Consider the following 2,671-nt stretch of genomic DNA (forward strand, 5'->3'; position numbering starts at 1 on the left):
GTAAGCGTTCAAACGCGGCCGTTCTTCCGGAGCACGAGATCCCCGCCTAGCCTCTCCCGTGCATTCACTGACACGGGAGGCAGCGATGAACAGCAACCAGGGCCGGCATGTCCGGCGCAGCGAGGCGCAGTGGCGGGAAATCTTCGCGGCGTATGAGACCAGTGACCTGAGCCAGGCGGCGTTCTGCCGCCGCGAGGGGCTGGCGCTGAGCACGTTCCAGTACCATCGGCGGCGGTTGCAGACCGTCACCGAGGCCTCCGCCGCCGGCCCCGCCGTCATCGACCTCGGCGAGTTGGGCGGTGACCGACCCGGGGGCTGGGAGGTCGAGATCGCACTGGGCGATGGGGTCTCGCTCACGCTTCGGCGGCGCTGATGTTCTTCCCGGAATCGCGGGTGCGGGTTTGGCTGTACGCCCGGCCGACCGACATGCGCAAGAGCTTCGCGGGCCTGGAGGCACTCGCGCGCAACGCCCTCGGCGAGGAGCCGGCGAGCGGGGATTTGTTCGTGTTCATCAACCGCCGGCGCACCTACATGAAGGTGCTGTACTTCGACCGCGGCGGCTACTGCCTGTGGGCCAAGCGCCTGGAGCAGGGACAGTTCCACTACCCACGCCACCAGGGCGAGAAGCTCGCCCTGGATGTCACGGCGCTGAAGCTGCTGCTCGAGGGCATCGACGCCAGCCGCAGCCCGCGCTACAAGCGCTACGAGCATCGAATCGCGGGGTCGGCATCGGTATAATGCGCCGCCATGCGTGAAGCCACCCAGCCCCGGCCGCAGCCGATGGTACCCCCCGAGCACCTGGCGGCGGAGAACGCCGAGCTGCGTGCCCAGGTGGCCTCGCTCACCGGGCAACTGGAGTGGTTCAAGCGCCAGGTCTTCGGACCCACCTCGGAGCGCCGCACGGTCGATGGGGCCGCGAGCGAGGATCTGTTCGCGGATGCGCCCACGCCCGCGGCGGCGCCCGCCACCGAAGAGGTGAGTTACCGGCGCCGCAAGCCCGGCACCAAGGACCGTGGTGATGCGGTCACCGGCGAAGGGCTGCGCTTCGATGCCGGCGTCCCCGTGGAAACCATCGACGTGGCCGCCCCGCAGCTCAGCGGCGCGGAGGCGCATCGCTGGGAGGTCATCGACTACAAGACCACCTATCGGCTCGCCCAGCGCCCCGGCAGCTACGTGGTGCTCGCCTACCGCCGCCCGGTGCTGCGCGAGCGCGCCGCGGCCACAGTGGTGACAACGCCGGCGCCGGCGGGCGTGCTGGAAGGCTCGCTCGCCGATGTCAGCGTCCTCGCCGGGCTGGTAGTGGATAAGTTCTGCTATCACCTGCCGCTGTACCGCCAGCACCAGCGTCTCGCGGATGCCGGCATCCAGGTGAGCCGCGCGACCCTGACCCATCTCAGCCAGCGCACCGCGGCGCTGCTCACCCCCATCGCTGAGGCCCAGCACGCCCACATCCTGAAGGGCGACGTGCTGGCCATGGATGAGACGCCCATCAAGGCGGGCCGCAACAAGGCCAGGGGGCGCATGGCGCAGGGCTGGTACTGGCCGATCTACGGCGAGGCCGACGAGGTGAGCTTCACCTACGCCCCGCACCGGGGCACGCGCCATATCCATGAACAGCTCGCCGGTTTCACCGGCACCTTGCTCTCGGATGGCTACAGCGCCTATGCGCGCTTCGCCGAGGCGAGCGAGGGAGTCACCCATGCCCAGTGCTGGGCGCATACCCGGCGCAAGTTCCTGGCCGCCGAGGGCGCCGAACCCGAGGCGGTGGCCACGGCGCTTGCCCACATACGCGGCCTCTACCGGGTCGAGGCCGCGATCCGGGAGCGCCGGCTCGAGCCCGACAAGGCCCTGGCCTTCCGCGCCGAGCACGCCCGACCCCGGGTGGACGCGTTCTTCTCCTGGGTGTGGGAGCAACGCCAGCGCGCGGAGCTGTTGCCCAGCAATCCGCTCGCCAAAGCGCTCGCCTATGCCCAGGAGCGCGAGGGGCCGCTGCGCGTGTTCCTCGGCGACGCCGCGGTGCCCCTCGACACCAACCACTTGGAGCGCGCCCTGCGCGTCATCCCCATGGGGCGGAAGAACTGGAACTTCTGCTGGAGCGAGCTCGGCGCCCGGCACGTGGGCACGCTGCAGAGCCTGCTCACCACGTGCCGGCTCCACGGTGTGAACCCCTACACCTACCTGGTGGACGTCCTCCAGCGTATCAGCCGGCATCCGGCCCGCGAGATCCTCGCGCTCACACCCCGCGTGTGGAAGGAGCGCTTCGCGCACGAGCCACTGATCAGCGACGCCGAACGCCATGCCGGTTGATATCGACCATCTCACCTATGACGAACTCGTGGCGCTGAATCACCGGATCGTGGAGCGGGTGAAGTTCCTCGAGACGATGCAGGCCCACCGCGCGATGATGAGCTTTGACGTCGGCGCTCGAGTGAGCTTCGAGTCGAGCCGCGACGGTCGGCTGACGGGGACGCTGGTGAAGTTCAACCGCAAGACGGTGACGGTGCTCACCGATGACCAACGCCAGTGGCGTGTCCCGCCGGAGATGCTCTCGCCGATCAAGGATGTGGAACCGGGGAGCACCGTCGTGCCGCATGACGACAACCGCTTCGGCTAGCGCTACCCCGAGGCCTTCCTCACTGCCCGGTCAAGACGGCCGGAAATGAACGCTTAC

At 69.0% G+C, this 2,671-nt stretch carries 4 protein-coding genes; all 4 read left to right on the forward strand.

The features are described from left to right. The first annotated feature begins 85 nt into the window (after positions 1-85). Genes tnpA through ACQ754_RS16985 form a run of 4 tightly spaced genes read left to right on the forward strand, consistent with a single transcriptional unit; the run spans position 86 to position 2,614 of the window. The gene (gene tnpA, locus ACQ754_RS16970) at positions 86-373 is read left to right on the forward strand and encodes an IS66 family insertion sequence element accessory protein TnpA (protein WP_440998231.1); all 288 of its coding nucleotides are present in this window, start codon (positions 86-88) and stop codon (positions 371-373) included. Beyond that, the gene (gene tnpB / locus ACQ754_RS16975; protein WP_440998232.1) at positions 373-738 is read left to right on the forward strand and encodes an IS66 family insertion sequence element accessory protein TnpB; all 366 of its coding nucleotides are present in this window, start codon (positions 373-375) and stop codon (positions 736-738) included. The genes tnpA and tnpB overlap by 1 nt, the downstream gene beginning before the upstream one ends. A 9-nt stretch (positions 739-747) precedes the next feature. Beyond that, a complete protein-coding gene (gene tnpC, locus ACQ754_RS16980; protein ID WP_440998233.1) occupies positions 748-2,307 on the forward strand; it encodes an IS66 family transposase in 1,560 nt (519 codons plus the stop codon). Continuing rightward, positions 2,297-2,614 carry a hypothetical protein gene (locus tag ACQ754_RS16985; protein WP_440998234.1) on the forward strand — a complete coding sequence of 106 codons (318 nt, stop codon included), beginning with the start codon at positions 2,297-2,299 and terminating at the stop codon, positions 2,612-2,614. Before tnpC ends, ACQ754_RS16985 begins: the two co-directional genes overlap by 11 nt. Positions 2,615-2,671 lie beyond the last annotated feature (57 nt).

The organism is Arhodomonas sp. SL1 (assembly GCF_052060015.1).
Classification (GTDB): Bacteria; Pseudomonadota; Gammaproteobacteria; order Nitrococcales; family Nitrococcaceae; genus Arhodomonas.

Excerpts from the sequence above, each read along its gene's own strand:
- tnpA (WP_440998231.1), top strand. The coding sequence starts at position 86 with ATGAACAGCAACCAGGGCCGGCATGTCCGGCGCAGCGAGGCGCAGTGG.
- tnpB (WP_440998232.1), top strand. The coding sequence starts at position 373 with ATGTTCTTCCCGGAATCGCGGGTGCGGGTTTGGCTGTACGCCCGGCCG.
- tnpC (WP_440998233.1), top strand. The coding sequence starts at position 748 with ATGCGTGAAGCCACCCAGCCCCGGCCGCAGCCGATGGTACCCCCCGAG.
- ACQ754_RS16985 (WP_440998234.1), top strand. The coding sequence starts at position 2,297 with ATGCCGGTTGATATCGACCATCTCACCTATGACGAACTCGTGGCGCTG.